We start from the raw sequence: 23,152 nt of genomic DNA on the forward strand, positions 1-23,152 counted from the left end.
CCCCATACTTCCGTCTGACATACAGTCTTTAGGGTATGTGTTATCGTAAGGCTACCGTTTTCAACCAATTTCATTCGAAAAGGATAGGGATCGCTGATGGATATCGGATTTATGGACTGCATCGCGAACTTTCATACAAATCCGAGCGACAAGGATAACAAGGAAGGAATATTTCAATCCCATTCCCACCTATCCGCCGAGATCACCCTCCTGGTGAGGGGAGAAGGCTTTTATGCTGCAGGGGAACAGAACGTTGAAGTACTTCCTGGGGATCTTCTGTTAATTCCGGCAGGTCTGAAGCACAGCTACGTCTGTATCAAAGCCTGGGAAGGCTATTCGCTGCACATCTACGATCAGAACCTTCCGCCTTACTGCCAGTATTTGATGTCGCATGCGTTTTCGCAGCGTCCGGGTCCGATCCTGAAGGCATCTTTGACCCCTGGCGCCGCAGAGCGCGCGTTAGCCGCCATGCACCAGATTGAGGAAGAATGCAGGCGGGAAGAGAAGACCGAATATTCCTACGATCTGCTGCGCAATGCTCTGGAGACATTGCTGCTTGCTTACCATACGGGAACGTGCGACCAAGCGGCTGAAGCCCCCTCGGAGCATCCTGAAGAGCAAATGATTCAGGACGCGCTGAAGGAAATTCACCAGAATTACCATACATCGCTGAAGGTGTCGGATCTGGCGGCGAACCACTATTTGTCGGAAAGCATTTTCCGCAAAAAGTTTACCGACCGCATCGGCATGTCACCTAAACAGTACATTATTTCCTTGCGGATTGACGAAGCCAAGCGGCTGCTGCACACCTCGCGCAAGCCCGTTGAATTTATCGCCTCCGAAGTCGGCTTCAGCTCGTCCAGCCGTTTTCATGACTTGTTCGTCAAGCATGTGGGCATGACGCCGATGGAATGGAGGCGCAGCGGGGAAAGTTAATGCTGTGAATAACTCGGAAGGTCCTTGTCCAAAGGGCCTTTTTGCTGTGAACAGGGGCTGTGCCAGCCGTTTGCTGGCATCTGGTACAGAATGAATATAAAAGTTTTCGACCGTCGAAAACGAAACGATTCTATACATTTTCGGGAGAGTATGTAAGCGTTTTTATGAACTTGATTCTGAAATCGTTCGCTATAATAGGGAATACTCCAGGAGCCAATCTTCTGGAGAAGATAACCTAGACGGGAGGAACTGCATGAACCTCTTGAGCGGACGCAAAAGATTATCAGGCCTTTGTTTAAGCATTGTGCTCGGAGCCGTAATGATCGTCTCAGGCTGCGGCACCTCAGCTCCCGGCCTGGTGGACCGGCTCAGCGCCGGCGAAGTGAAAGATATGCAGCAGCCGGTTCCGGATGCGCAGATCAAGTACAACAAGGACAAGATTTTCCACGTCTTGGGCGGATGGCCCAAGCCACCGCTTTACCAAGGCAACCCGTTCGGCTCCGGAGGAACCGGGGATACGAACAACCGCTACATGTTTGAAGGCCTCTTCTTCTTTATCCGGTCCATGAACAATGTGTACAATCGGCTGGCGGAATCCTCCGAGGATACCGAGCAAACGACGACCGTACATCTGCATCAGAACGTAAAGTGGCATGACGGAGCCCCTTTTACCAGTAAAGATGTATGGGCGTACTACCGGCTGAACAACGGGGCCGAAGTGACGAAGTATTTGACTTCGATCGAAACCCCCGATGACTACACCATTGTTTTTCACTGGATGAACCCTGCGCCGTATCCCGAACTCAGAAAGCTGCTCCTCGCCCAGGATCTCCAGGGCCAAATTCCTTACCACATCTACAAGAAATACGTGGATAAGGCCGACGCTTTGCTGAAAGAAGCGAAACCGCTTACAGACAAATCCAAGGACGGACCGTTCAACTTGGATATTACGGACGAGCTCAGCAAAAAAATCGCCCTGAACTGGAATGAATTCACCCGTGCGGGCCCGAAAATTCCGGTCGGCACCGGACCGTATAAGTTTGAAAAAGTGACGACGACCGATATGCTGTTGGATAAGTTTGAAGATTACTGGAGACCCGATGCGGTCCATTTTGACAAGATCTGGATCAAAAACGTTCCGGAGCTCTCGGCACAATACGCTCTCGTGAAGGCCGGCAAGCTCGACTGGTACGACGGCACCCCGCCGAAGGACATCCTGGAATCGCTGCTGAAGCAGAACAAAGATCTGGTTCACTACCGGATGTATGATCCGGCGAGCGTGGGGCTGATGTACAACATCCGCAACAAGCCGTTCGACAACCTCAAATTCCGGCAGGCGCTGACCTATGTGCTGGATAAGAAAAAGCTGCGCGAAATCGGCAACTTTTACGGCCAGGAATACCCGAAAATATCGATGACGGGCATCATGCCTTCGTCACTCGAAAAAGAAGTCGACAAATCCGTCCTCGATCAGATGACCGATTATACGACGAACCTGGATAAGGCGGCCGAGCTGCTGAAGGAGATCGGCTGGACCAAAGGATCCGATGGTTTATGGCGCGATCCTGACGGCAAGGTGCCTTCCTTCATCATCGGAGCGCCGAACAACTGGGCACCAGGCGTGAACTCGGCGCAAATCGCTGCGGAGCAGTTCACCAAATTCGGCATTCCGACGAAGCTGAAGGCTGTGGACAGCACCATCTACTTCTCCAACGCCGACAAGGGACAATACGATATGTCCATGGACTGGGTTGACGTGTCCTGGGGCTTCCAGAATCCGTGGAGCTCGATGCGGGTACTGTTCTGGCAGGGAACGAAAACGAAGGTCGGCTTCCCGAACGTCAAGAAGAAGGACGCGGACGGCAACGAAGTCGATACCGGCAAACTCGATCTGAAGCTGAAGGGTATTGACGGGAAAGTGTACGATATCGACAAGGAAATGAAGCGGTTCCCTTATGTTCAGGACGAACAGGAACGCCGCAAAATCATCGACAACCTGGCCTGGATCGCCAACGAAAACTGCTGGGGCGTGAACTTCTTCCAGAACGCCACAGGCGCCTGGCTGAATACCAAAACGATGTCCGGGAACTTCCCGATGATGGACCAAATCGTTCAATACAACCGGGATATGCCGCTCGCTACCGATCCGGATGAGCAGCTGGCCATCACCCACCTGAACCACGGCTTCAACTCAACGTACATGCCGGAAGAGTATTGGCCGAGATAATGGCCGCACAAGCCGGATAAACACTTGGAGGTGACAGGAATGAGCCTGAAAGGGGTCTTAAAAAGAATCGGTGTTTCCCTGATCACGGTCTTCCTCGCGATGCTGCTTACGTTTTTCCTGCTGCGGATGACGCCCGGCAGTGCGATCGATACGTGGGCGAGGGACTTTGCCACCCAGCGCGGGATGAGTCTCGAGGAAGCGTACCGCCAGATTACGGCCATGATCAATTATAATCCGAAGGAGCCGATCTTCACCCAGCTGGGACGGTACCTGGGAGGACTGCTGCATGGCAATCTGGGCATGTCCATGATCTATCAGAACGTTTCGGTAAACGAAATTATCGCTAACGCGCTGCCTTGGACGCTGTTTGTGCTCAGCGTGTCGCTCGTTATCAGCTTCCTGATCGGCATTAACCTGGGCGCCATGATGGCGTTCAAGCGCAAGACGGTTCTGGATCCGATCATCTCGATCTATGCGATCCTGACGTCTTCGGTGCCTAACTTTATCGTCGGCATCCTGCTGCTTGTTATTTTCGCCTTTCAATTCGGCTGGTTCCCGGTCAACGGGGCTTATGACCCGATCGTGGAGCCCGGCTTCAACCTTCCGTTCATCCTAAACGTGCTGTATCACGGCGCGCTGCCGATTCTGACTTACGTCATTACGACGATCGGCACCTGGGCATTGACGATGAAGGGGAGCGCGGTCAACGTGCTGGGTGAGGATTATATCGTCGCCGCCAGCATCCGCGGGGTCTCCGAACGGACGCTGATGAGCCGTTACGTCAAGCGCAACGCCATGCTGCCGCTGATTACGACGCTGGCCGTCAATTTCGGCTTTATGCTCGGCGGATCGCCGCTGATCGAAAATGTGTTCAGTTATCCCGGTATGGGCTATTACATCGGGCAGGCAACACAGCAGCGCGACTATACTTTGATGCAGGGCTTGCTGCTCGTGACCAGCATCGCGGTCATTCTGGCCAACCTGGCCTCGGACCTCATTTATGCCAAGCTGGATCCACGCGTCAAGCTGGAGGAGGGCTGACGGATGAGTCAAGGATTTATCGATTTCTGGCAGACGATGTACCGCAACAAGAAAGCGTTCTCAGGCATGATCATCCTGGCGATCTTCATCTTTATGGCCATCTTCGGGCCCATGATGGCCTCGCTGGACATGACTGTCAACTTCGACGGCCGGTATAAGAGCCCGTCCTTCGCCCACTGGCTGGGCACCGACTACGGCGGCAGGGATACATTCCTGCAGCTGGTATACGGTTCCCGGGACGTGCTGTCGATTGGGCTGTTCGCCGCCCTGTTTACGCTGGTGCTCGGATTCGTGATTGGGGCGGTATCCGGCTTTGTCGGAGGCAAAACCGATACGGTGCTGATGTTCATCACCAACCTGTTTCTGACCGTTCCGAGCTTTCCCGTGCTGATGATCGTCGCCGCGCTCGTGCAGATCAAGAATCCGGTCATGTTCTCCTTTATATTGGCGGCATGGTCATGGGCGCCGCTCGCCAGGGCGATCCGGTCCCAGCTGCTGTCGTTGAAAAACCGCGAATTTATTATCGCCTGCCGGATTATGGGCCTGAAAACGCCCTATATCCTGTTCCGGGAGATTCTTCCGAACCTGACGCCGTATCTGGCGATCAACTTTATTATGGCGGCCCAAGGGGCCATCGTTGCCAGCGTTGGTCTGATGATGCTCGGTCTAGCTCCATATTCCCCGACAAACTGGGGGATGATGATCCAGCTGGCCGTACAGAACACCGGCGGCATCTTCAACCCCAAAGGCTATATCTACCTGATCTCGCCGATCATGTGCCTGGGGCTGTTCCAAATGGCCTGCATCTTTTTCAGCAACGGGCTGGAAGAGGCGCTGAATCCGAGACTGAGATCGTAAGGGCCGGCGATGAAGGAGGAGAAAATGATGGAACCATTGGTGGAAGTGAGGGGGCTGACGATCGAATTCCCGATGCGCGCAGGTCTGCTGCGGGCTGTCAATGAAGCCGATTTTGTCATCCCCAAGGGACAGATCACCGCCCTGGTCGGGGAGAGCGGAAGCGGCAAATCCACGATGGCATCCGCCATCATGCGGGCGATTTCGGTTCCCGGACGCGTTGCCGGCGGATCGATCACGTTTGATGGCCGGGATGTGATGAGCCTGGGTAAAAAAGAACTGCAGGCTTATAAATGGGAGCAAGTGTCGATGGTGTTTCAGGCGGCGCAAAACGCGCTTAATCCCGTCGCCCGAATCAAGGATCAGATCATCGAGACGTTTCGGGCCCATTCCAAATCGTATACGGAGAAGCAGATGGTGGATAAAGCGCGGAATCTGCTCGATTATGTCCGGCTTGATCCGGACCGGGTACTGAATTCATTTCCCCACGAACTCTCGGGCGGGATGAAGCAGCGGGTTATGATCGCCTTCAGCCTGCTGCTCGATCCGCAGCTCGTTATCCTTGATGAGCCGACGACTGCGCTGGACGTGATCACTCAAGCTTATATATTTGATATTTTGAAAAAGATCCACAAAGACATGAATATAACCATGCTGCTCCTAACCCACGATATCGGCGTCGTCGCCAAAGCCGCCGACCGGGTCGGCGTGATGTATGCAGGCAATGTCGTCGAAGCCGGCGACGTCTACGATATGTTCAAGCGGCCGAAGCACCCTTACACCGCAAAGCTCATGAAAGCTGTTCCGAGCTTGTATGAAGACGTGTCGGAACGGAAGGGGATCCCCGGATCTCCGCCGGATTTGCTCAACATGCCGCCGGGATGCCCGTTTCACCCGCGGTGCGAATATGCGCACGCGAAATGCAAGGAACAGAATCCGATCAAGGTGTATACGCCCGCTGGGCATGAAGTCGCTTGTCATCTATATCCGAATCCCGAGTCGGTTGCGGAGGTGCGTACGTCATGAATGCCAGAAATATTGAATTTGAGGTAGAGCCCAGACAGCGGCTGCGGGAAGCGGCCAGAACGGAAAGTTCCGAAGCGCTGATGCGGCTCGATAGCGTAAGCATGTACTTTGAACGGAGCCAGGGCATGTTTGGTCCTCCCCAGAAAGTGGGAGCTGTCGTCGATGTCAGCCTGGACATTCATCCCGGCGAAATCATCGCGCTGGTTGGCGAGAGCGGATGCGGAAAGACGACGCTTGGCAGCATCATCACGGGCCTGCAAAAGCCGACTTCAGGCAAGGTGCTGTACAAGGGGCAGGAGGTAACGAAACTCAGCGGCGAGAAGGCGAACCAATTCCGCGGCGACGTTCAGCTGGTGCAGCAGGATTCCTATGCCGCGCTGAATCCGATGCGGACCATTTACCAGTCGCTGTCGGCCCCCATCCTGCAGCGTAAAATCGTCCGCGGCCGCAAGGCGGCCCGGTCACGGGTCATCGAGCTGCTGCAGACCGTCGGCCTGACACCGCCGGAACGCTTCCTCGATAAATACCCGCACCAGCTGTCAGGCGGCCAGCGCCAGCGGATTCTGATGGCCCGCGCCATCTCGCTGAATCCGAAGATCATCGTGGCCGACGAGCCCGTCTCCATGATCGACGTGTCGCTGCGCATCTCGATCCTGAACCTGATGTCAGAGCTGAACCGCAAGCTGGACATCGCCATCATCTATATTACGCACGATCTGGCAACGGCCCGCTACATCGCCGGAAGGGGCCGCATGGCCGTTATGTATCTCGGACGCGTGATGGAGCTTGGCGGGGTCAACGATGTCCTCAGCCATCCGAAGCATCCTTATTTGCAGGCGCTGCTGTCCGCCGTTCCGACGCCCGATCCCGAAATCGCCAAAGCGATGGCGGATCTGCCACTGCGCAGTCTGGAGATGCCGAACGCGGCCAAACCGCCGTCTGGCTGCCGCTTCCATCCGCGGTGCCCGATGGCCACGGACCGCTGCTCCTCGGAAGAGCCCCAGCTCCGCTTGGTGGGCTCGGAGCAGACGGCTTGTCATTACGCGGAGGAGGCGCATGAGCTGTGGCAGCGCAAGATGGCTGACATCGGCGCCATCAAAAGCGTGTGATGGGGGACTTCGGAGCACTGTCCAGAATCGTTCTTTCGATGTCACTAGTCCTGCTGCTGCTCTGTTTCGTCTCCCTGACGGCGGTAAAGCCCGGCACCGGGCCGTATGTCGTGGTTGTTCTGTCGGTCTGGATCAATATCATTCTCTCCGGCTGCATCATCCTCGTTTCCGTCTGGCGGAAAATGCGGGATGCCAAGCGCCGCAGGTTGGAAGAGGCGCAGGAGCCCGATGGGAAATGACTTCGGAACTACAGGACGGACATCCAATAATTAACGGCATGAATTAATTAGCGAATCACCCTTAAAAAGCACGATTCCCGCTGTGGGGAGCGTGCTTTTCGGTTTCATAGGCACGATGTTAAAGGAAAAAGAGGGGGTTACCATTTTTATTTAATCATATTAATTATAAATCTCATTAATAAGTATCGTTCTCCACCATGTCCCGGCAGAATTTTGCCCCGCATATACAGGTTAATATCAAGTTGAAATCAAATGTAACTGATCCTTCAGGAGTAACCGCGTCCAAATTCATTAAATTTATATTTCGTATCGGGTTAACCCCCGTAACCCTTGCCTGTGTTCTCGCGTCGTTAATATACACACGTATATTCAAACCGTAGCGGGAAGGAGCAGACCGTTGGAAAAGGAAAGCAGACAGCTTCTTTTTATACTGATCAGTGCAATGTCTGTTACAGCCTTGGTCGTATTGATGATTTTGAGTGCAGGCCTATTTTGGGACCGAAACCTGCGCCCAAGTACGATGCAGGAGGCGAGGGTGTTTCTTCGAAGCGAGCTTCGTTTTCCGGATGAAGATCAGATTCGCACGGTCGAGGTGTATGACGATAAATTTATGGAACCGGAGATTCGAATCCGTTACCCAAATGGATTACGCTTGTCCGTTACCCGGCTGCGCGGTCCGTCCCCTTATCCGGTTCTGTCTCACCAGAAAGCCGTTCCATCCACGAAGGAGCTTCGCGATGACCGAACGGAGAAAGCGGTGTATCGTTTCGTGAAGGGTGATTTTCTGTATACGCTGCACGGAGACGTCCCGGAGCAGGTTATCTCGGACACGGTCCTGCAAATCTTCAGAAACGAGTGAACAGGACGGATTGATTATAGGAGCTATGCACCACTCGTGCCAGTTAGCGGCGGCCTTTCGGCTGACCTTCGTCCCCTTGGAGGGGGAAAATGGTCCAGTTTTGGTTTACATCCCCATATTCATTGCCCTACCAAGACGAATATAAGGTATATTGGGGAGGAAGCCGATCTTATAACTTCACAGCTCTTGTCAGGACAGCCCCTCAGAATCAGGGTGATGCCATGAAGGAGGAGATGGAAACGGATACGATCTGGAACATCCGAAACGGAATCAGGGATATCGCTGAAGGGGTGTATCGGTGGGTGCAGGGAACGCTCCAGCGCCTCCCCTGGCTCAAAACCTTATATACGATTTGGTGCTGGGTATCCCTTTTGTTTTTTATCCTGGGCCTGTTCCTGTACCGGGATTCACGCACGATGCTCGTTCAGTATTTATGGTCCTTTTATGTCATGCTGCAGTTTTGGTTTCTTTGCCGGAGCAAAACATTTACCTGGAAGCAGGCGGCCATGTTTATGCTGCTGGGCATCTTTCTCGTCATCCCGGTTACGGCGCTGACACTGCTCGCGGCTCACGGCCTGTTTGGCGGGGATACGCGGGACACCTGGTCCCAGGCCGTCCTGACCCCGATCTTCGAGGAAGTGTGGAAGCTGCTGCCGCTCGGTCTGTTTCTACTCTTTTCACGGCGCGCCTCTTCCATGAGCCTTGCCGATTATACGCTGGCCGGAGCCGGGGCGGGCGTGGGCTTTCAATTGATGGAAGAGCTGACGCGCCGCTGGCTGAACTCCGGCATCATCGGGCGGACGTACGGCTACAGTGTGACGATGCTTGGTGGGGAAACCATCCATTGGGATTTTTGGACGCTGTTCCCCGGCCGGTTTGAAGAAAGCATCTTTCCGACCATCATGTCGGTCAGTCATCCTGTGCACACCGGCATGATAACCTTAGGGCTCGGTTTGGCCGTGCGTTTGCGCAAGCGGCTGAGCGACGCCATCTTCGCCCTGCCTGCACTGCTGCTCGTCTGGTCGATCATCGATCATGCCGCATATAACGGGCAGGGCTCCTTGCCGGACTGGTTTATGAAAATCAGCGACCTGACGGGGAGCGGATACCGCACGAAAGGCGTGTTCCTCCTGATGCTGGCAATTGGGCTCGTGCTGGATTACGTCTCGTTGAATCGGGTGAAAAGCCGGCTGCCGAGAATGGAAGGCGAAGGATGGATCAACCCGGTGCCAGAGCTGTGGTATATGCTGGAGTCTCTCTTGACCCGCAGGGAACGGCTGGCGAGCGTCATGTCCTGGACCCGGGAACGCAGGGAGCTGGGCTTCTCGCTCCTATACGGCAATCAGGAAGCGGCCGCGCTGCAGGGTGACCTGCAAACGAGGATGCTGAAGCATTTCCGTGCCGCCGCCGGTGTAACCGCGGCCCTTCTGTTGGTCGCCGGGCTGGCGGGCTTCGCCGCTTATTTCCAGGCGCACGTCCATCCCGCCGATCCGGCTTGCTTCTCATGCATGTTCGATTCGCTGCAGAACTGGTGGGACCGCCTCGGTTTTTGGGAAAAAAGCGCCATCGTGCTCGGAGCGTTCGCTTTGTCCTTCATGTTCGTCAGCTTCTGGCCCGCTCTCGGCATTGCCTTAACGGCGGCGAGCATACCAGCGAGCGGCCATGAAATCGCTAAGGATATCCGCGATCCGAAAAGGCTGCTCACCCCCGAAAATGTGATCTCTACGCTGCTTGCGCTGGCACTGAGCCGTGTTCCGTTCGGCAGGCTGGCCGAACGCTTCGGAAAGAAGGGCGGCAGCAGGCTGAAGGATTGGCTGGAGAAGCTGCTTAAACGGCGAAAGGAGCCGAAGCCGGAACCTGACCTGCCCAAGAAGCCGCATAAGCCAGATGGAGAGGATCCACCGCCAAAGAAGGAAAAAGATCCCGAGGAGCAGCCGCCGAAGAACGATGCAGACGATTACGTACATTGGAGCAAAGCGAAGTACCGTGGGGTGGAGCTCCACGATGCCAAGAACGGAGCGCTTGGGGAGTTTGACGGCGTCGATCTGGAGAAGGGCATCTTCTATGAAGCCAAGTCGGCGCAAGGGCTCGACCGCATCCATCCAAAAACGGGTAAGCCGCAGCAGACGCCGCAGCAATTTACAGATAAGCAGTTGTACCAGAAAACGAAGGTGCGGATCAACAACCTGATGCAGAAGGCGGTTGGGACGCGAACGACGCCTGATGGAACGGCGGAGATCCCGACACTGGAGCAAATCAAAGGAATCCGGCATTTTGAGTTTCAGCTGGACGGGGACTCGCCGGCGTTACGGACAGCCGCGGAGAACAGCTTGAACAAGCTGCGTCAAGAATTCCCGGATTATACATTCAACATTCGATTTGGGGTGAAATAACATGTCAATCAGCGCCATTATTGTGGACCCGGAAGACGAATTTGAACGGTCCTTTATGCTTCCGGTGGCGACGGAATCCTTTTTCCAGAAATATTGGGTGCCGGCGGTGGAAGAGCTGAACTTGCAGTGGGTCGCACTTTTCCAGGACGGTACAGACGTGGAGTCCGAGGACATCCCGTCTGTCTTGGGCGAAGTGTCCCAGCTTAAAGAATGGGCGCGAAGCCACATGCATGGGGACGACCTCGACCACATGTTACGCAGACTCGAGCTGCTGGAGACGGAACTGCCAAAGGCGTACAGGCGCGGCGGTGCGGTGGTCTACATCGGTTAACATTGCCTGTTAACATTGGTGAATGAATGAAAGATTGTTTTAATCTCCTAAGAGGTGAGTGCGATCAAGTCCGGGTTACACAGACACCGGGCTTGATTGCTTTTAACCGCGCTACGATGTAAAGGGGAAAGGGGAGAGCGAAGTGAGGCAGTCATATCGAATGGACGAAGGGGCTTTTGTGCATCACTTGAACGAAGCTTACGGAATTGCTGCCCGGAGGCTTATTTTTATCCCTTATGGAGATTCGGCCTATTCTTACCGGGTGGAGGGAGAAAATGGGACGCGATCCTATCTGAAACTGTTTGACCATAGCAATGACAGCCACCGCCAAAGCATCCTTCGCTGCAGGCGTTATGTGCCGTTTATGTGGGAATTGCATCAGACCGGCCGATTTATGGAATTGCCTTGTCCATTCCGAACCTTAAGCGGTGCTTTTCTGCTTTCCCTTCCTGATTGCACAGCGGTGCTGTTTCAATTTATCGAAGGAGATACCTTAGCTGAGGCTTACCCTTTTTCCAAGCATAACTTGGAGCGTGTTGGACGGCTGGCGGCGCGGATTCGGAAGTCGACTCCTTTCACTACCACATCCGGCCTTGCGGTTGAAACGTATGATGTCTCCTTTTCCGAGCATTTGATCCAATGCCTGGAGCAGCTTGAACATCTTCAGCCCGGTGCAAATCCCGCTAGCCAGCTGCTGCGTGAGCTTGTTATCCCTCAGCAAACGCGCATAACCGAGCTGTTGCACCAGATCACAGGGGTTCGTGAACGTCTCGTACTTGACCCGGCCCCCAATGTGCTCTGTCACGGTGATCTGTGGGGAGGGAATCTGATGGAGACCGCAGACGGACGGCTTGTCGTCCTGGACTGGGAAGCAGCCATGCTCGCGCCCCCAGAGCTGGATATCGTGGGGTATATCGGGGACGGACTGGGTCATTTTCTCAAAGGGTATGAGCAGGAACTAGGTCAACAGATGGAGCTGAACCCGGATTTACTGCGTTATTATGCATACCGCCATCATTTGAGAAACCTGACCCATTGGTGCATGAATATTTTGCAGCGTGACCTGGAGCCAGACCAGCTGGATAACGACCTCGAAATGGTCCGGCATCACTGCTTGAACCGGCTGGATACCGTAGAGGCTTCGCTGAGGAATGCGGCGGATCGAAATATATAGAAGTCCGATATGAATTTAATAGCGTAAACAAGCGATATGCACAGCTACAGCCAGAAATTAATAGAGTGCCGCCAATGTAAGCGTTGACATGAAGTTCTTTTGAATTTTTTCATACGTATCTCAAACCGTTTGCTTCTTTACAGCAGGTATCCGGAAGGAGTAAGATTCAATTCGTAATCGTGAACTTGTGAACCTGAAACGTAGTACTCCTTGATCGCTGAATTCTGAAATCAGGAGCGGGGGAACCAAAGGGAGGAAGCTAAGCCTTCGTCCCAGGGGTGAATCACTTGATGTTCATTTATTGAGTGTAGGGATACTTTCGGTCCCGAATCCGTCAGCTAACCTCGTAAGCGTTATGAAAGAGGGATTTGTCGTGCGCGTAAAGCCACGGGAAGGTCCAGCTTTCCTGCGGCTTTTTTTGTTGTGCCCAAAAAGGGTTGAACACGTGTCTAACGGGTACATCATGAGCATTTCAACTCTAACACTGGCGGTGACAAACATTTTATGGCAGCATTGAAAAGACTTTTGATCGGACGGCCGCTGAAGTCTACCGAATTGGGAGAACAAAAACGGAATAAGAAAAAAGCTTTGGCCATTCTATCCTCCGATGCGCTGTCGTCCGTAGCGTATGGGCCGGAGCAAATTTTGCTGGTTCTGGTTACGGTCAGCACGGCGGCGTTCTGGTATTCGATACCGATCGGAATCGGCGTACTGATTTTGCTGGCTGCACTCATTTTATCCTACCGGCAGATCATCTTCGCTTATCCGCATGGCGGCGGCGCTTACGTCGTCTCCAAACAGAATCTGGGAATCTATCCCGGGCTGGTGGCCGGCGGATCGCTGCTGGTAGATTACATTCTGACTGTTGCGGTCAGCGTTTCGGCGGGCACGGACGCGCTGACTTCGGCGTTTCCGGCGCTGCATGAGCATACGGTGGGGATTGCCGTCACCTTCGTCATCCTCATCACGCTGCTGAATTTGCGGGGCGTCACCGAGTCCGCCTCCATCCTGGCTTATCCGGTGTATCTGTTCGCCTTAGCGCTGTTCATTTTGATCGGCGTCGGTATGTACAACATCGTGACCGGTCACGTTTCACCGCATTTGCATACGCCGGTCGGGACGCCGGTGGCGGGAATCAGCCTGTTCCTGCTCTTAAAAGCTTTTGCCTCGGGCAGCTCCGCTCTGACCGGGGTCGAAGCGATCTCGAACGCCATCCCGAACTTCAAGGATCCGGCTCCGAACAATGCGGCCAAAACCTTGATGGCAATGGGGATTCTGCTGGCTGTACTCTTCTCGGGCATCGTATTTCTTGCTTATTATTTGGGTATATCCCCAAATCCCCAGGAGACGGTCGTATCCCAGATTGCCAATCAGACGTTCGGACGGAATTTTATGTACTTTTTCATCCAGGGCACGACGGCACTGATCTTGATCCTGGCGGCCAACACCGGATATTCGGCGTTTCCGCTGCTGGCGGTCAATTTAGCCAAAGACCGGTTTATTCCCCGGATGTTTACTGTCCGCGGTGACCGTTTGGGATATTCGAACGGAATCATCATCCTTGGGCTACTGTCCATCGTGCTGATCGTCGCTTTCCACGGACAGACGGAACATTTGATCCCACTGTACGCGGTAGGGGTATTTATCCCTTTCACGCTCTCGCAAACGGGAATGATCGTCAAGTGGATCCGGGAAAAACCGCAGGGTTGGGTGACGAAGCTCGTCATCAATACGATCGGCGCGCTGATCAGCTTCACGGTGTCGGTGATGTTCTTCGCAACCAAGTTTGCGCAGATTTGGCCGGTACTGATCTTTTTGCCGCTGATCGTGTATCTGTTCCACCGGATCAAGAAGCATTATGAGGCGGTTGGCGAGCAGCTGCGGCTGTCGACGTGCGAGCCGGCGGTACCGATTGAAGGCAATGTGATCATTCTCCCCGTTTCGGGCATTACGCATGTCGTGGAGCATTCCCTGAATTATGCGAAGTCGCTGGCGGCGGATCAGATCATTGCGGTATATATTCCGTTTGAACGTGAAGAAGAGAACCGGTTTGAGGAAAAATGGCAAAAATGGCGGCCCGACGTGCGCCTTGTGACGCTGCATTCTCCGTACCGGAGCATCATTCATCCGCTTAGCAAATTTATCGATACGGTGCACCGGAAAGCCAGCGAATCCAACTACCAGGTCACAGTGATCATTCCGCAGTTTATTCCAAAGCGGAGCTGGCACAATCTGCTGCACAACCAGACGAGTTTGATGATCCGGACTTATCTTTTATTCCGCAAAGATGTTGTTGTGACAACGGTACCGTATCATTTAAAAAAATAGCGATTCAGATGGTTCAAACCATTCGTAATGAGGCCCCGGCATCTGTGCCGGCGGTCTTTTTTTTTGCGTAAAAGCAGCGGATATATAGGAAGGGAAAGAGTAATCCCGTGGGAGTAATGGCTTGAGTGTAATGGCTTATGAGTAAGGGCTTATTTCCTTCAGAGTAGGGGATCCGTATATTTTCACGATGTGCAGAGTGTCAAAGGATTAACGCAACAAAAATTCATCCATTGCGTCTAATCAACGTATATAGAACAGCAACAGGGGTGGAACAGATGAATGTGAAACTAATAACGATATTCGGTGCCGTACTCGGTTCTGTGCTCGTATGGGCAGGAAGCGCAGCTGCGGAAGAACGATTTAGCGATCTGCAGCACTCGAAGTGGGCGGAAGACGGCATCACCTATATGGCCGAACGGGGAACCGTCGCTGGATACGGTTACGGGAAGTTTATGCCCGAAAGGCAAGTCACAAGAGCGCAGGCCGTTACTTTCATGGTGCGGGAGCTTTATCCGCAGGAGCTGCAGCAAGAAGCGGGCGGCGGCATGACCTATACAGATGTGCCTAAGAACCATCCTTTTTATCTTGAAATTGCCATTGCCGCAAAACATGGGCTGGCCAGCGGATTTCCTGACAGCACCTTCCATCCGGATGCACCGATGAGCCGTGCCGAAACGGCGGCGTTTCTTACACGGGCCTATTCACTCGTAAAAGGCCAGCAACCCGTAACAATAACGGATACAGCAAAGCATTGGGCGGCAGCGCCTATTCTCATCATGAGCTCCAACGGATTGATCGGCGGATATTCAGATAGCACCTTTCGTCCAGACCGATCTGTGACGCGTGCGGAGTTTGCCGTATTTATGTCACGGGTCATTCGCTTCGAACGTCAAGGGGCCATTCAGGCACAGGATTGGGATAAGCTGATGTCCTATATGACGGTCAGCGAGCAGGTCGGCCAAATGCTCATGCCAGACATCAGGCAATGGAACGGGCAAGTGACGACTGCGGTCAATGAAGGAGTCAAACGCAGCATCCATGATCAGGATTTGGGCGGACTTATTCTTTTTGATAAAAATATCGTAGACGCTCGGCAGGTCACCACTCTGACGCATGATCTGCAGATGGAGGCAGGCGATATTCCGCTGTTCCTTGGCATCGACCAGGAAGGCGGCGTCGTTAAACGAATCCCCGGAGGTACGAATCTGCCGGGTCAAATGGCGCTCGGCGCAACCGGAGATACAACGCTCGCCGAAGCGGCCGGACGGCTGACCGGGGAAGAGCTAAAGGCGCTCGGGCTTCAGGTCAATTTTGCGCCGGTGCTCGACATTAACAGCAACCCGGATAATCCGATTATCGGAATGCGGTCGTTTAGCTCGGATCCGGATTTGGTGACACGACTGGGTCTCGCAGAGATCCAAGGACTACGGCAATCGGGAGTCATCGCGGGGGTTAAGCATTTTCCAGGCCATGGCGATACGGTAGTAGACTCCCACTTAGGAATGCCGGTGCTTTCACATGATCGGGAGCGGCTCGATGCCGTTGAGCTCAAACCGTTTCGGTCTGCCATCGATAACGGAGTAGAGATGATCATGACCGCACATATTGCGTTTCCAGCAGTAGACAACGAACACGTCACATCACTTAAGGACGGAAGCAGCGTACCGATCCCTGCTACGTTATCCAAGAAGGTGCTGACCGGACTGCTCCGGGGGGAGCTTGGATATAAAGGCGTCATCATTTCCGATGCCTTCACGATGAATGCGATCGCGGAGCATTTTGGCGCAAATCAAGCGGTGATACGTGCCGTTTCCGCAGGTGTGGATATCATCCTCATGCCGCAAGATCCGGCAGCCGCGCACCAAACGCTGGTGAACGCGGTGAAGAGCGGGGCGATACCGATCGAAACCATCCATTCGTCAGTGAAACGGATTTTGGAGCTGAAAGCGAAATACGGTTTGTTTGACCGCAGCGAAAGCCTTACACAGCAATTGGCTGCGCTTAACGGTGTCATTGGTTCCGAGAAGCATCGTACAGTGGAGCAGGAAATCGCACAGCGAGCGGTCACCTTGTTAGCCGGCCGTGACGGTGCGCAGCCGGATTCCGTTCGTCAAGGCGATCGGGTTGCGATTGTCGCAGCCGATGAGGAGCAGGCGAAGCAGCTCGAGAGACAGCTGATGCAAGCCGCAAATAACCTGTCGCTGAAAACAGTAACAGCCCTAGTCGGGCAAGGAAAAACGAATGAGGCGCTTCAGGCGGTGGATCAAGCGGATTACGTCATCCTGGCTTCATATCAGTTCCGTAACGTGGCCAGTCAATTTGGCTGGGCCGATTATCAAACGTTGATCGATGAGATGAACAAACGTAACAAACGTTATACGCTGTTATCGCTGGGCAATCCATATGAAATGATCTACATTAAGAACATACGTTCGGGGATCGCGGTTTATGGTAAGCAGGAGCCAAATACAGCCGCCGGGATCAAAGTGCTGCTAGGCCAACTGAAAGCCGGCGGGGTGCTGCCGGTGACAATGAAGTAATTTGTATCAAGATGGTGGTTATTTGGCCTAACCGGTTTTAAATGGTTGGTTAAATAAAAACAACTTAGCAATATTTTAGCCGCGCGTAAGCGCGGTTTTATTGTACTTTTTTTAAATAGACGGTAATAAATGATCAGGCTCATTAATATAGGAACGATTTAGTTAAGATGCTGTCCATGAATATCAGCGGTGCAAATCTATAACTGGGCGATTGTTCGATGACGTAAGATTTTAGTTTAAAAGCTAAGCCAACTGACACTAACACTAACACTAACACTAATGTACAATGAAGATCATTCGTAACGAAAATGATGAGTCTAATTGATAATAAGTTTATCGCGGAGCTTTTTGGAACTTGGGTAGAGGATGTGATGGAACAAGCGCCGCATACTGAGTAGTGACTAAGATGAATAGATGAATGAATAGATGAATCTGCAAGGTGCGTGCCATCTTTATAATTTATAATTACGTAAAATAATAATTTGACGAATAAATAAATATAAGTTATTCTGTACTTAAGGAGGTTTTAGCAATAAATGGATAAAAACACGAAGCTGCATTACATGAAACGCGTTGACGATAAATGTGCGGAGCTTCCTTGGTACGTGACCGAATACATCGATAGCCGCAAACGCAAGCTGTCGCACACGACGCTGCTGAATTACTGCCACGATTACCTTATCTTTTTTGATTGGCTTGTGGCTGAGAAACAGGCTGCGGATGATCGCAAAGACGTTGAATTGAATGTTCTGGAATCACTGACCGTGCGCGAAGTCGAAAATTTTCTGTCATTTCTGGAGTATCAGCTGGGCAACAACAAATACACGATCAACCGGAAATTGTCGGCGTTAAAGTCGTTGTTTGATTACCTGCAAAACAAGGCTGAAACGTCGGACCTCAAGCCGTATATTCAACGAAATGTGATGGCTAAGATCGACTTTAATTCCATTAAGGAAAGCCAAGAAACTGTGGCGAACCGCATTGAGGGCAAAATTTTACGTGAAGACGATTTTGAGAAGTTCCGGCAGTTTGTGGCACATGATTTCGGTGAACTGAACAAAAGCAACAAACGTATGGTCCGGTTCCACGAATTTAACCGTGAGCGGGATACGGCCATCGTATCGCTGATCCTCGGGTCAGGACTGCGTTTATCCGAGGTAGCGGGAATCAATATTGAGGATTTGGATATGAACAAAGGCCAAGTGCGCGTACTGCGCAAAGGCAACAAGGAACAATATGTTTATTTTAGCCAGCAAGCCTTATTAGACCTGGAAAGCTACTTAAAAATCCGGGAAACGCGATATGTACCGGAAAAATCGGAAAATTACTTATTTATAGCAGCGCCAATCGGCCGCAAAGGCAAAAGCCGGCGGTTAACACCGAGATCGATTGAAAAGCTGATCGAAAAATACGCTGCAGCGTTTGGTAAACCGGCACTGACGGTGCATTCACTGAGACATTCCTTCGCAACCCGCTACCACCTGGAGAACAACGATGTGCCAAGGCTGAAGAACCAGCTGGGGCATTCATCGATCCAGACGACGATGATCTATACGCATTTAACGGATGAAGAGATGAGAAAAGCCGTTAACAATATGGATAAGTGATGAAGTAGTGTGAATATATAATAGTAGAAAAATTGGCCGTCATCGGCCATTTCTTTGGTGCTTTTTCACAAAACTCGTATTTTGTACATATATCTACTAATCCGCTATCGCCGATTTCGCCACTAATCCCCCGTTTCTTACGAAGATTGAAAGCGCTTTCCGGACTGTTTATGCCTTTGCTTCTCTCGGGAATAAACAGCAAAACGTCCATGTTACTCGTCATGGGACTATTTTCAATTGCTGGGTTTGTTTCCGTTTATGCACCGACCTTCGAGGTGCTCCTCGTCGCGAGAATTATCCCGGCTTTTTTGCATCCCGTATTCTTCTCTGTTGCTTTCGTTGCTGCGGCTAATTCCGTAAGCAAAGAGTACGTTACGCGCGCAAACTCCAGAATATTCATGGGTGTCACTGCCGGAATGGTCATCGGATCTCCCATCGCTACTTTGCTCGCGGACGTTCTAACAATGCAAGCATCCCTTTATTTCTTTGCCATCATTAATGCGATTACGTTTATTGCCATACTGATCTTTATTCCGTCTATGCCTGTAAAAGAAAAACTGACGTATGGTTCTCAATTAGGGGTATTACGCAAACCTGTTGTATGGATCAGTATCATCACCATGATTATATTAAATGCCGGAATGTACGCGACTTTCAGCTTTTTTGCAGAGTTTCTAGACGGAATCACTGGCATGTCCGGAAAACAAATCAGCCTTATGCTGCTGGTTTTTGGAGCAACGGGATTCATTGGAAATATATTATCGGGCGTCTTGCTGCACAAGCGTGCGATGCTAACAGCATTGGCTTACCCGATTATCTTCGGGATCCTCTACCTGCTGATCTATGTGTTAGGAGATTACTCTATCCCAATGACCCTATTGATTGCCGTATGGGGAATATTGTATACGCTGGGGCTCAACCTCTGCCAGAATTCGATTACTACCGCAGCATACGAAGCGCCCACATTTGCGAACGGCCTCTTCATAGCGTTCGGGAATCTTGGAATATCTTTCGGTACTTTTGTTGGCGCGGCATTCATCAGCGATTTCGGGACGAGATCGATTATCTGGGCAGGTATCTTGTTCATGGTTCTAAGTTTTGTGCTTATCGCTGTCCGTGCAGTTCGTTACAGCCCAAAGAAAGCACAGGCCTAGATGTTATTCAATGATTCTGCAATCCGCGAAGGAGGAGTCAGTCGATGAGCGTATTCCATGAGGGTGAACGTATGGTTCAGCAAAGAATTGGTGTGCAGGCGACCGCCGATTCGATTGGGAGAATGATTCAACCTTTTATTCCTCAAGGATTCGATTTGTTCTTGGAGCAGCAATCTATTGCGGTTATTGCATCAACGGACTCGACAGGTTCATTGTGGGCGTCTCTGATCACTGGATACCCGGGCATGATCCAAGTGAAGGATCCGAAGACGATAGAGGTTTGTACCCAATTTGTGCTCCAAGATCCATTTGTCTCAAACATTCAACACAATGGCAATGTAGGTCTCATCGTTATTGACTTTGAACACCAAATTCGGGTTCGAGTTAACGGGAATGCCGAGTTTACGGATGAAAATGTTCTAAGAGTTGATGTCGAACAAATTTATGGGAATTGTCCGAAACATATTCAAATGAGGAGCCTGACACCGATTGATCGTCGACTCGGACCTGTGCAAACATTCGGAAGACTCGGGATACTGACCCCGGAACAAAACCGATGGATTCGCGAAGCAGATACGTTTTTTATTGCCAGCAGCGGCCCCGAAGGAAAAACGGATGCTTCGCATCGCGGGGGCAATCCGGGCTTTATAAAAATGTTGGATGATGACGCATTGGTTTTTCCCGACTACAGAGGGAACATGTTGTTCAATACGCTTGGCAATATTCAGATTAATCCCAATACAGGAATCTTGTTTCTCGATTTCAATATGGGCAGAACGCTCCAACTTACTGGACGATCATCAATTGTTTGGGAGGTTAGCGGGGAAGAAAAGTTGAGATTTCCTGGAGCACAGCGTCTGGTCGAATTTCGAATTAATGGCGTGATCCAAGCTGAAAATGTCATTCCTTTTGACTGGAACTTCTTAGGCTACTCTCCCTACAACCCAAGCAGCCCCATCAAATAGACAGCAAAAAGCCTATCAAGAAATAAATCGATTGCTGTGCTGTACCACGGTAATTACAATTAAAAAAACCTGCTTACATCGGTTGGGGACTGAACCCCAATTGTGAAACAGGCCTTAAATAAGCCACCTTGCGTTGCTGCAATGCAATCCTGCCCGTTAGTTGAATAAAGCCAGCCGGTCAAAATGATCGGCTGGCTTCTTGTTTTTATTGAGCTATCGTATCCCGTTAGCGTAGTGATAATCTGGCATTACATCTCAGAACCTGTCCACATTTCCTTCATTTTACCATCCTCTATTCTCACAAACCACATAACTCGTGATGTGGATTCTCTCTCAACGATGCCACGTACTGCCACAAGGTCTCCTTCGCTCAATATGCTTTCAATTGTAATTCGGAATTCCGGGTATACTTCTCGAACTTTTAGCACTGCTTGTTTGACACTTTTTGTTCCAATTACTTCTGGATGCGCATGATCCATCCAAGTAGGGGAAAGAACTTCGTCGGCGATCGTCACATCCCCCGTATTCCACATCTTCAAGTAACGTTTTACAAGTGCTTTATTGACATCTATGTTCATTTCGACACCTCTAATATTTGTTTGTTTAAATAGAGTACCAGATATTGGGAATACATGAACATTTTTTGTTTGAATCCTGCCCGTTAGCCTCCCCTGCCCTGCTGGGCACCATAGATGATGAAAATTAGACTCATATAGCCTGTGTCATGGAACTATCGTCTCCGTCGTAACCCTACAGCAATACGCTATCCGCGCTAGGAAGAAGTCATCCCTAGACCGAGAGCGCGATCGGCAATATTAGCGGGCGAACTTCCCCGCTCCCGAATTGCATTCCGCGCAACCTCACGGTCGTCGAAATGGATCGTTCAGTCCTTCGTGATCTGGAACGTTTTAAATATGAGATTCCTCGCTAAACTGCTGTCTCCAATTATCGTTGTATTCTGTAACCACAACATTCATCAAAACAACCTCCCCAGCGAAATATTCATTGCGACCAATAAAATGAAGCGTTAAAAGCAGCTGCCGAAGCAACCGCTCATTACGAAAAAGTATCCGATAGTTCAACTATGGATTATTTTAATGAACTCATAACATCATTTAAATTACAAACATAAACACCAATATTCTTCATTTCTTGAATACCCTTTTCGTAAACTTGTGACATGGAATCTGCTACCATCACAACACGAAAATCACGTTCACTGGCTTCGTAAATTGATGTTCGTGGACAGTTAGGAAAGTTACACCCTGTAAATACAATGGTGTCGATATTACGCTGTTTGAGGAAACCTTCCAGGTCTGTTTTGTAAAAAGCACCCCAACGTGATTTATACATAACCCATTCATTTTCCCCAATCGACTGAAACTCGCCATTCAACAGCTTGTCAGCATCCAAAGAATTATAGTTTAATGGGCGGATTTCACTGACTAACTCGGCACCATCTGAATTTGGAGCGACAAACTTGGCACCTTCCTCAACCATTTTTTTTCTGCAAATATCGACGTTTGAACCATCTTCTTTATACAAACGAATTACATGGACAATCGGTAGTCCTTTTTCACGATACTTTTCTAGCAAAGACCTCATTTTCGGTAACACTTCAATAGTACCCTTAATTTGGGCAGGAGCATTCGGCAATGTAAAGTCGTTTTGCGTATCAATGGTAATGAGTACGGATGTGTTCCAATTCGGACTTATATAATTCACAGGCAAGATCACCTCATTAAAACTTATTTTTACACTTGTACCATTTTCCTAGCAATTGAGAAGAACACTGCTTTCATTCGGTACGTCGCAAATCTACCCTTTAGTTCAGCGGGCCTCTGGCCCTAGAAGTACCGCCTATATAATTCCCGCCGACGTTCCCCGCATAACTGAACGTAGATCTGTGTCGTTGATGCCTTCTCGTGATCCCAACATTCCTTGAATAAAATCTAATGGGGCACCATTATCAAGTAAATGGCAAGCATATGTATGACGAAAGCGATGAGGATAAACGTTAACCGAACCTCTTCACGAGCTGCAAGCTTCTTAACCGCATAACGTATAAGTTGGTGTGGCCATTCGTCTTCTCTCAATTGGAACAACAACACCATCGTTATCATTTGAATCGGTTACGCGGGCTGCACATTTTTTTTAGTTCAATTATCGCGTTCCCCATTGCGATCGGAAATCCGCCCTCCGCTTTACCACTATTTGTGATACGGTCTTCCGCACTGTCTGTAACGGCAACTTTTAGAGCCCCCCTTTACGAGAGGCTCTATGTTAAACCGCTAAATTTCTTGTAGATGGTATACATCAGAAGATGCAGAGCGGAGCGTTTGACTTTAATAACAAACGTGCCTCTTTT

General features: G+C 51.0%; 18 protein-coding genes, 1 pseudogene and 1 riboswitch. Of the genes and pseudogenes, 16 read left to right on the forward strand and 3 right to left on the reverse strand.

The window, feature by feature from the left end; translation table 11 throughout:
* Positions 1-96 precede the first annotated feature (96 nt).
* The 16 genes from MKY74_RS21130 to MKY74_RS21205 all read left to right on the forward strand — a co-directional run bounded on the left by MKY74_RS21130 (position 97) and on the right by MKY74_RS21205 (position 20,784).
* Positions 97-936, forward strand: coding sequence for an AraC family transcriptional regulator (locus MKY74_RS21130; RefSeq protein ID WP_076165311.1), 840 nt, complete (start codon positions 97-99; stop codon positions 934-936).
* Between the two features lie 253 nt (positions 937-1,189).
* On the forward strand, positions 1,190-3,163 hold the full coding sequence (locus MKY74_RS21135) for an ABC transporter substrate-binding protein (protein ID WP_076165309.1): 1,974 nt from the start codon (positions 1,190-1,192) through the stop codon (positions 3,161-3,163).
* A 39-nt stretch (positions 3,164-3,202) separates the two neighbouring features.
* Positions 3,203-4,204, forward strand: a complete 1,002-nt coding sequence (locus tag MKY74_RS21140; protein WP_076165307.1) for an ABC transporter permease — start codon at positions 3,203-3,205, stop codon at positions 4,202-4,204.
* 3 nt (positions 4,205-4,207) lie between these two features.
* Complete coding sequence (locus tag MKY74_RS21145) at positions 4,208-5,062, forward strand: ABC transporter permease (RefSeq protein ID WP_076165305.1); 855 nt, start codon at positions 4,208-4,210, stop codon at positions 5,060-5,062.
* A 24-nt stretch (positions 5,063-5,086) separates the two neighbouring features.
* Positions 5,087-6,085 (forward strand): ABC transporter ATP-binding protein, encoded by a 999-nt coding sequence (locus MKY74_RS21150; RefSeq protein WP_084203673.1) that lies wholly within the window; start codon positions 5,087-5,089, stop codon positions 6,083-6,085.
* The gene (locus MKY74_RS21155) at positions 6,082-7,194 is read left to right on the forward strand and encodes an oligopeptide/dipeptide ABC transporter ATP-binding protein (RefSeq protein ID WP_084203672.1); all 1,113 of its coding nucleotides are present in this window, start codon (positions 6,082-6,084) and stop codon (positions 7,192-7,194) included. Before MKY74_RS21150 ends, MKY74_RS21155 begins: the two co-directional genes overlap by 4 nt.
* Complete coding sequence (locus tag MKY74_RS21160; RefSeq protein WP_076165300.1) at positions 7,194-7,433, forward strand: hypothetical protein; 240 nt, start codon at positions 7,194-7,196, stop codon at positions 7,431-7,433. The genes MKY74_RS21155 and MKY74_RS21160 overlap by 1 nt, the downstream gene beginning before the upstream one ends.
* 535 nt (positions 7,434-7,968) lie before the next feature.
* Positions 7,969-8,292 (forward strand): hypothetical protein, encoded by a 324-nt coding sequence (locus MKY74_RS21165; RefSeq protein ID WP_144025328.1) that lies wholly within the window; start codon positions 7,969-7,971, stop codon positions 8,290-8,292.
* Between the two features lie 221 nt (positions 8,293-8,513).
* Positions 8,514-10,685: a PrsW family glutamic-type intramembrane protease gene (locus MKY74_RS21170; RefSeq protein ID WP_244169141.1), complete on the forward strand. Its 2,172-nt coding sequence runs from the start codon at positions 8,514-8,516 to the stop codon at positions 10,683-10,685.
* 1 nt (position 10,686) lies between these two features.
* On the forward strand, positions 10,687-11,016 hold the full coding sequence (locus tag MKY74_RS21175; protein WP_076165296.1) for a hypothetical protein: 330 nt from the start codon (positions 10,687-10,689) through the stop codon (positions 11,014-11,016).
* Positions 11,017-11,158: 142 nt separating this feature from the next.
* Positions 11,159-12,190 carry a phosphotransferase gene (locus tag MKY74_RS21180; RefSeq protein WP_144025327.1) on the forward strand — a complete coding sequence of 344 codons (1,032 nt, stop codon included), beginning with the start codon at positions 11,159-11,161 and terminating at the stop codon, positions 12,188-12,190.
* Between the two features lie 205 nt (positions 12,191-12,395).
* Positions 12,396-12,559, forward strand: a riboswitch (cyclic di-AMP (ydaO/yuaA leader).
* Between the two features lie 135 nt (positions 12,560-12,694).
* Positions 12,695-14,518: an APC family permease gene (locus MKY74_RS21185; protein ID WP_076165292.1), complete on the forward strand. Its 1,824-nt coding sequence runs from the start codon at positions 12,695-12,697 to the stop codon at positions 14,516-14,518.
* A 275-nt stretch (positions 14,519-14,793) separates the two neighbouring features.
* A complete protein-coding gene (locus MKY74_RS21190; RefSeq protein WP_076165290.1) occupies positions 14,794-17,058 on the forward strand; it encodes a glycoside hydrolase family 3 N-terminal domain-containing protein in 2,265 nt (754 codons plus the stop codon).
* A 536-nt stretch (positions 17,059-17,594) separates the two neighbouring features.
* Complete coding sequence (xerS, locus tag MKY74_RS21195) at positions 17,595-18,665, forward strand: tyrosine recombinase XerS (RefSeq protein ID WP_076165288.1); 1,071 nt, start codon at positions 17,595-17,597, stop codon at positions 18,663-18,665.
* Positions 18,666-18,697: 32 nt separating this feature from the next.
* Positions 18,698-19,819 carry an MFS transporter gene (locus MKY74_RS21200; protein WP_144025326.1) on the forward strand — a complete coding sequence of 374 codons (1,122 nt, stop codon included), beginning with the start codon at positions 18,698-18,700 and terminating at the stop codon, positions 19,817-19,819.
* 44 nt (positions 19,820-19,863) lie between these two features.
* Positions 19,864-20,784, forward strand: coding sequence for a pyridoxamine 5'-phosphate oxidase family protein (locus MKY74_RS21205; protein ID WP_076165285.1), 921 nt, complete (start codon positions 19,864-19,866; stop codon positions 20,782-20,784).
* 248 nt (positions 20,785-21,032) lie between these two features.
* Here the strand turns inward: MKY74_RS21205 and MKY74_RS21210 are convergent, their stop codons facing one another.
* The 3 genes and pseudogenes from MKY74_RS21210 to MKY74_RS35735 form a co-directional block, all read right to left on the reverse strand.
* Entirely contained in the window at positions 21,033-21,362 is a 330-nt protein-coding gene (locus MKY74_RS21210; RefSeq protein ID WP_076165282.1) for an ester cyclase, read from the reverse strand.
* 511 nt (positions 21,363-21,873) lie between these two features.
* Positions 21,874-22,509 (reverse strand): cysteine hydrolase family protein, encoded by a 636-nt coding sequence (locus MKY74_RS21215; protein ID WP_076165279.1) that lies wholly within the window; start codon positions 22,507-22,509, stop codon positions 21,874-21,876.
* 135 nt (positions 22,510-22,644) lie between these two features.
* Positions 22,645-22,761: pseudogene (locus tag MKY74_RS35735) on the reverse strand (hypothetical protein); the annotation flags it as partial.
* Between the last annotated feature and the right edge of the window lie 391 nt (positions 22,762-23,152).

Origin of the sequence: Paenibacillus sp. FSL R5-0378, assembly GCF_038009285.1 — a bacterium.
Classification (GTDB): Bacteria; Bacillota; Bacilli; order Paenibacillales; family Paenibacillaceae; genus Paenibacillus_AQ; species Paenibacillus_AQ favisporus.